Below are 6,736 nucleotides of genomic sequence, written 5' to 3'. Positions count from 1 at the left end.
ACCAGTGTCTGCCACAGTGCTGCACCTGTGGCTTGCGCATCACCTCGTCAGCAAGGCGGGGAACACCGGACGCTTACTCGAAGGCCTCCGAAATGCCGTTGGACTGTAGGATGCGAAAGGGGTGAAGCGGGGTTTCAGCACCAGCTGACGGGCAGCAATCCGTGTTTCGCGGGCGGTACAGGCCGAACCGTTGTCTGGCAGCATCTCGAGCGGCATAGTCCCGCGTCGGGCGGTCGTCGCCATGATAGGGTAGGCCCGTTTCTAATTGACCGGCATCAGCCCTTTTGCGCGCTGTTGTCGATGGAGGGCCGCCGCAATGCGCGCGGTAGCTGTAAAGCCTGCCCCAGCTCAGGCCGGAGTCGAATTCGTCCATCAATGCCGCTTTAGGAAACCCAGGCCACGGCACGGTGCGCCGACTTCAAGTATGTCGAGGGCCATTGCAATCGACACCGCATGCGGGCGGCCCTCGGGTACCTTACGCCCCAATATGCCGAACGGCGCATGATCGCCTTACCAAGCGTCCCTCCTCGCTCGCGTTCGACATCCCGTGCTTGCTGCACAACTCCGTCACAACCGCGCTCCCCCCGGACTCTTTCGGGAAGCCGATCGTCCGCTCCTGTGTAAACTGCTTCCGCTTCCTTCCGTCCGTCCCTTTCCGGGGCCGATCTCTACTTCCAAGTGGGTGAAGAGACGGGGGGTACGGCACTGTCAGCCAGCTTGATATCCGGTGAGATGGCAGTTTCCTCAGCTTGCGATTTTGGCTAACAAGCCATTGTTTGATCCGGCTCAGCATTGCCTCCCTCTGCGCTTTGATGAGGGCTGGGGTGCATAACGCCGTACGGGAGCCGATAGCTAGTGAAGCCTGTATTTTTCCTTTTGACAACATGCGGCATTTCGCCATGCCTGCTTGCAACCGTCGCGCTGACGGTGCCGATCGAAGCAGCCGCGCAAGCTAGCGATCAGCAGGATCGCGCATTGCAGCAACTTTCGCAGGATCAGGCTAATTCAAGTCGCCTAGCCGCAGCGAGCCAGAACAGGGCCGCCGAATCCGCTCGTTATGTACCTGATCAAATCAGTGTCTCTACAGAGCGTGGTGAGATCAACTCTGTCAGAGATGACAGGTCAAATGCTAATGCCGTATCAGGGGAGCAGGCAGTTACTCGCCGGGCTTCGCCGCCAAGCGAGTTCGAGCAGTTCGCGTCGGATATCGTTGACGCACCGTTGCGACGATTCGGCAGTAACCTCCTGATACCGACGGCGCGTGATTTCACCGCGCCCCCGACCACCACCGTTCCGCCAGACTACAAGATCAATCCCGGCGATGAGTTGGCCGTTGGCCTGACTGGCTCGATCCAATCGAGTAACATGCTGCTCACCGTAGACAGCAATGGCCGGATTTTTGTGCCTCGCGTGGGTGCGATTTCGGTTGGTGGGGTGCGCTATGGCGACATCCAGCAGGTGATAGCAGGGCAAGTTTCGCGGCAATACCGCGATTTTCGGGTCTCGGTGTCAACTGCGAGGCTGCATGGCATCACCGTCTACGTTACCGGTTTTGCGCAAGTGCCAGGCTCCTACTCGGTCAGTAGCCTTTCCACGCTGGTAAACGCCGTATTGGCAGCAGGTGGCCCCTCTGCTGGAGGTAGCTTCCGTTCGATCCAGTTGCGCCGCGGTGGGCAATTGATCGCCGATTTCGACCTCTACGATCTTTTGCTTAAGGGCGACAAGCGGGCCGACGCTGTACTCGAAAACGGTGATGTCCTTTACATCGCTCCCGTCGGTGCCCAGGTTGCAGTCATCGGCAGCGTGAACAATCAGTCGATTTTCGAGACACGGGCGAACGATACGCTAGAAGATGTTTTGCTCTATGCGGGCGGGGTCAATACGGTTGCTGACGATCAACGACTGCTGCTGCTCGATCCTCTTAAGCCCGATAGCGGTTGGCAGGAGCTGAGCGCGCAGGACGTGCGCGGGACGGTGGCGCGCCGTGCCCAGGTGATCCGTGTATTGTCCGCTATCGGTATAGCTCGACCACTGATGCAGCAGCCGGTCCTCGTTACGGTGAACGGAGAGGTGACCAAACCGGGTCGATACTATGTTCAGCCTGGTACCTCGTTGGGCGAGGTGGTGGCTTTGGCTGGCGGGCTGACACCACAATCCTATGTGTTTGGTACTGTATTCACGCGTGAACGTTTGCGCATCCAGCAACGTGTGAGCTTCGACCGCGCCCTGACCGATACCTCGGTGACGTTGACGGCCGAGGCATTGACGTCAGCTTTGCGCCCTAGCACTGACGCCGTCCAGCGAGCGACGGCCCTGAACAGAGTCATCTCGGAACTCAGGCAGCGCAAGCCTGATGGGCGACTGGTACTTGACATAACGCCTGATGCCGCTCAGCTCCCGGCTAACGTAACGTTGGAGAACAACGACGCCCTCTATATCCCGCCTGTGCCCGTGGCAGTGGGCGTTTTTGGTTCGGTCCCCAGCCCTGCTAATTTTCGCTTCACCCCAGGGCGCAAAATCCGAGATTATATCGAGCAGGCGGGCGGTGTGCAGAAGATCGGTGATCGCCGTCACGTATTTGTCATACGAGCAAATGGTAGCGTGATCGAACAAGGTCAGGGAGCCCTGAAGGCGGATGCGCTTCCGGGTGATCTCATTTTCGTGCCGATCAACGGATCGCGCGGTGAAACTTGGGCAAAATTGCGTGAAGTCACGCAGGGCTTGCTTACCGCAGGGCTGACGGCAGCTACCATTGCCACGGTGTCAAAGTGACCGCTGTGCATCGCTGGATTCTGGAACCGCGCTGGCGCCGGATTGGCTATCTTGCAATCGCGCTCGTGCTTGCCGTGCTGTGTGTCGTACCGCGACCATGGGTCGCGCGTGCCAAACTACTGCCACAGGATGCCAATAGTGCGGGTCTAGGGCAGGTGCTCAATTCGCTTGGTGGTCAGTTGGCGACTTTTGCGAACCTATTCTCGGGGGGGAAGCCACCCAACGACCTTTATGTCGTCATCGGGCGTAGCATGGCGGTCACGGATCGCGTGATCAATTCGTTGAAGCTTGTCGGTCCGGACCGCCAATATGCCACGGTGCGCGATGCGCGTATCGCACTTGCCAAGGAGGTTGACATTCACCTGCTGCTTGGCGGTGTATTGGAAGTAGAGACGCGTACATACGACGCCGATACGTCGATGCGCATTACAACGGCCTATGTGGATGCGATTAGCGATCGTATCGCGGCATTGACCCGCAACACGATCGCTCACAAGAGCAAGATCGTGCACCAGCGCTTCCGTGAGGCGGGTGAGCGTGTTGTAAGGGCGGAGCAAGCACTGGATGCGTTCCGGCGGGCGAACCATCTCGCTTCGCCGGAACAGGAATTAGGTAGCGCAATCGCTTTAAGGGCGTCGCTTCAGGCTCAACTCGCAGCCAAACAGGTAGAGCTTCGATCCGTCGAACAGGTCGCAGGTCCCGAAAACCCGCAGCTTGCCGCAGTGCGTGCGCAGGTTGCGGCGTTACAGGGGCAAGTTGCCAGCACGGGTCGACCTACGAGCGGCGCCAGCGGTCCCAATGTTGCAGGATTGGGGGCCGTATCCAGCCGCTATCTTGATCTCTACCGCGACTATCGTTTTGCTGAAGCGCTGTATGAGGTTTATTCTCGAGCGACGGAGCAAGTAGAAGTTGAAAATCTTTCTGCAGAGAGTGCTAGTTACATCCAAACCATCGAACCCGTGAATGTTGATGCGGAGCGTCATTATAATGTATCCGCCGTTGCGTTGCTTATCCTGACAATTTTAATGGCAGTTTTTACTGAGCTTTATGCGCCGCTTACCGGTTTGGAGTGGAAACATATTTTTAGTCGCGAGCATAATAATACCTAAAACGCGGGTTATGAACTGATATTTTTACCAATCGAACTATGCTTGAGGAAATTGCGCTTGATGCAGTCCCCATTAGATATTCCCCGGTCAATGTTCTCCCTGCAGATTGTACTATAAATATTGATTTCGCTTGGTTGATGGACGGTTCTGGGTAATAAGTGAAAGGATATATCAGGTGCAACTATCGAGTGCAGAAGGATGTAGTTGCTTATTAGCAATCAAAGGCGCCTTGTTGCATTGTGCTTCCATTCATCTAGCCGGGTCTGCTTAAGTGAAACCCTCGCGCGTACTCGGTGAGTCCCGCCGACGTATCCCCGAACTGTTTTTGATGCTGTCGGTGCTCGCTGGGTTGGCTTGGTGCGTCAATTATTTTTCGGTGTATGGACGGCTTCCGCAGCCATTCGTTTTCGATCCCAATGACACATTCATGGACTGGTTCAACACGGCTTACTGGGCCCACCACCGTGGCGCTTTCGACGTGTGGAAGACGGTCTATCCTCCACTGTCATTCGTATTTCTCAAGCTGGCTGGCGATCCATCATGTTACGTCAGCGATGCTTTTGCTGCGCGCGATTGTGACGTTTACGGTCGTATTGCCATCCTGTCCTGCTGGGCAATCGGTAGTGCGGTGGCAACCTATGCTTTTTGGAAGGCGGATCCGCGTACGGCATTGTTCCGCGGCGTTGGTTTTACTTTCGGACTGCCATGGCTGTTTACGCTAGAGCGTGGCAACCTCATCCTTGTCTGCTTTATATTTTTTGCGTTTGCATTTGGCGGGATCGCTCGGTCAAATTGGACTCGTGCGATAGCAAGCGCCTTTTTGATCAATTTCAAGCCATACTTGCTCGTTCCTGTTGTCGCGACTGCAATAAGTCGCCGATGGCGTAACCTGGAATTAGCTGGCTTTGCGACGCTTGGCCTATATCTACTCACGGTAGCGTTACTGGGTGACGGCACCTTGGGCCAACTCATCGCTGGCGCTGCGGCCTTTATCAAGCTCACTGGAAACCAAGTTTGGGAAAGCGTCTTCTACTCTACGAGTTACGCGCCATTTCTCGGCTTTGATACGTATCGTTTCCCAACACGAGACTTTTTACCGTCACGTACAGTTGACCTTATCATGACGGCTATTCCTATTATTATCAACGTAAGCCGATTGATCAGCATCGTTACCATAATAGGTAGTTTTTTGCAGCCGGGTATTGTAAATGAACGGCGGATCGCGCTAATTCTTTTGAGCACCTATCTTGTCGGTTCATCTCCTGGTGGCTACACTGCAACTTTCATAGTTTTCTTAGTATTCTTGGAGCCGTGGCGTCGGCCGGGCCCAATAATCGCGATTGTAGCTGCTTATGTGTCTTGCATTCCTTACGATAACGTACTTTCGACATTCATCGAGATATCCAGTCCGGCTTGGCTCTCTCAACGCCCCGTCACCGAGCAAATCGGCATCTCGCTTGGAATTTTCCTCCGGCCAGGATTAATGTGCTTTATGCTATGGGGAATAGCACTCGATAGCCTAGCGCAAATCATAGCGGCGCACCGCTTTCAACGACCAACAATTGATCCGCATCCGCGCGTTCTGCAGTCGTAGACAGTAGCAATGACCGGTATGGGCCCGGGCGGTCTCGCGGCTTCTCCCATTATTCGATGGCATGCAGCCCCGAGCAATAGGACGACGCCAGCTTACGGTTTGAGGCTTAGCATTATAGTTGCGTTCTTTATAGAATATGTGCGCGTCGAGCGGCGGCTTGATGGGCGCCGCATTGGCGCGGGTGCAGAACGGGGTCATCGCAGAATGTCTTTCCAGACGTACGCTAAGCAGCCCGACCGGCCGGGTAGGTGCGTTCATACAGGTCTGTAATCAAGGAGGATGACTCCTCAGACGGTGAGCTGGCCCCCGTTTCGACCGGACAGATTTAAGCCTAGGTTGTATCGACATTCAGCGTAGCCAGATCATGGCGGCGGCGAGATGGATGAAGCCGGTGAAATGAATGGTGCGTCGGTCGTAGCGGGCGAAGCGTCGGAAGTGCTTGAGACGACTGAAGCATCGCTCGATCTGGTTGCAATGTTTGTAGATGCGGGGATCGTGCGGGATCGAGACCCTTCTGTTGCGCCTGGAGGGGATGACTGCCGTGGCGTTCATGGCCGCGATCTGGTCCCGCAAGGCATTAGCATCATACGCTTTATCGGCGAGAACTGCCTTGGCGCACTGGCCTTCGAGCAGATCGGGGGCAGAGGCGATGTCGCTCGCTTGCCCGGGCGTGATTCGGAACCGCAAGGGCCGGCCAAGCGTGTCGGCAAGCATGTGGACCTTGGTGGTCAGTCCACCTCTGGAACGCCCCAGCGCCTGGTCCTTTGCCCCCCTTTTCCGGCTGCTGCCTGCTGATGGGCGCGAACGATGGTGCTGTCGATCATCAGATACTGGTTGTCCCGATCCGCCGTCAGCGCCTCGAACACCCGCTCCCAGACACCGGCATGGCACCAGCGGTTAAAGCGCCGGTGTACGGTCTTCCATTTGCCATAGCGCTCCGGAAGATCGCACCAGTGTGCGCCAGAGTGCAGCACCCACAAACATCCGTTCACGAACAAACGGTTATCCACACCCGTCCGGCCAGGATCAGCCACCTTGCCAGGAACCAGCGATGCAATCTGCGACCACTGCGCCTCGCTCAACTCGTACCGCTTGATCCCTATCGCTCGCTCCGCGCCTCTACACGGATGCCTATGAACCAGCCTTCACCCCGTTTGGGAATCCTGAATGTCGATCCGGCCTAGGAAGGAGGCTTGGGGCTATCCCCTAAGCATAGGCTTATGTCCGTGTCCGAGATCATCACCGACGGCGGTCGTCGCCG

The 6,736-nt window shown here is 56.4% G+C and carries 3 protein-coding genes and 2 pseudogenes; 3 read left to right on the top strand and 2 right to left on the bottom strand.

What is annotated here, in order from left to right:
- Positions 1 to 79 precede the first annotated feature (79 nt).
- Positions 80 to 225: pseudogene (locus ACFX59_RS18110) on the bottom strand (IS3 family transposase); the annotation flags it as partial.
- A gap of 630 nt (positions 226 to 855) precedes the next feature.
- Between ACFX59_RS18110 and ACFX59_RS18105 the strand changes: the two are divergent.
- The 3 genes from ACFX59_RS18105 to ACFX59_RS18095 all read left to right on the top strand — a co-directional run bounded on the left by ACFX59_RS18105 (position 856) and on the right by ACFX59_RS18095 (position 5,475).
- Entirely contained in the window at positions 856 to 2,772 is a 1,917-nt protein-coding gene (locus ACFX59_RS18105) for an SLBB domain-containing protein (protein ID WP_387434429.1), read from the top strand.
- Positions 2,769 to 3,881 carry a capsule biosynthesis protein gene (locus tag ACFX59_RS18100; RefSeq protein ID WP_309690625.1) on the top strand — a complete coding sequence of 371 codons (1,113 nt, stop codon included), beginning with the start codon at positions 2,769 to 2,771 and terminating at the stop codon, positions 3,879 to 3,881. The genes ACFX59_RS18105 and ACFX59_RS18100 overlap by 4 nt, the downstream gene beginning before the upstream one ends.
- A 328-nt stretch (positions 3,882 to 4,209) precedes the next feature.
- On the top strand, positions 4,210 to 5,475 hold the full coding sequence (locus ACFX59_RS18095) for a hypothetical protein (protein ID WP_387434427.1): 1,266 nt from the start codon (positions 4,210 to 4,212) through the stop codon (positions 5,473 to 5,475).
- A 348-nt stretch (positions 5,476 to 5,823) separates the two neighbouring features.
- Here ACFX59_RS18095 and ACFX59_RS18090 read toward each other — a convergent pair.
- Positions 5,824 to 6,509, bottom strand: a pseudogene (locus ACFX59_RS18090) (IS5 family transposase).
- Positions 6,510 to 6,736: the final 227 nt, after the last annotated feature.

It is taken from the genome of Sphingomonas sp. NCPPB 2930 (genome assembly GCF_042867205.1).
Taxonomy (GTDB): Bacteria; Pseudomonadota; Alphaproteobacteria; order Sphingomonadales; family Sphingomonadaceae; genus Sphingomonas.
This window is presented reverse-complemented; position numbering and strand designations above follow the sequence as displayed.

Bases quoted from the DNA above. Each gene is read 5' to 3' on its own strand.
- ACFX59_RS18095 (WP_387434427.1), top strand. From the start codon at position 4,210: ATGCTGTCGGTGCTCGCTGGGTTGGCTTGGTGCGTCAATTATTTTTCG.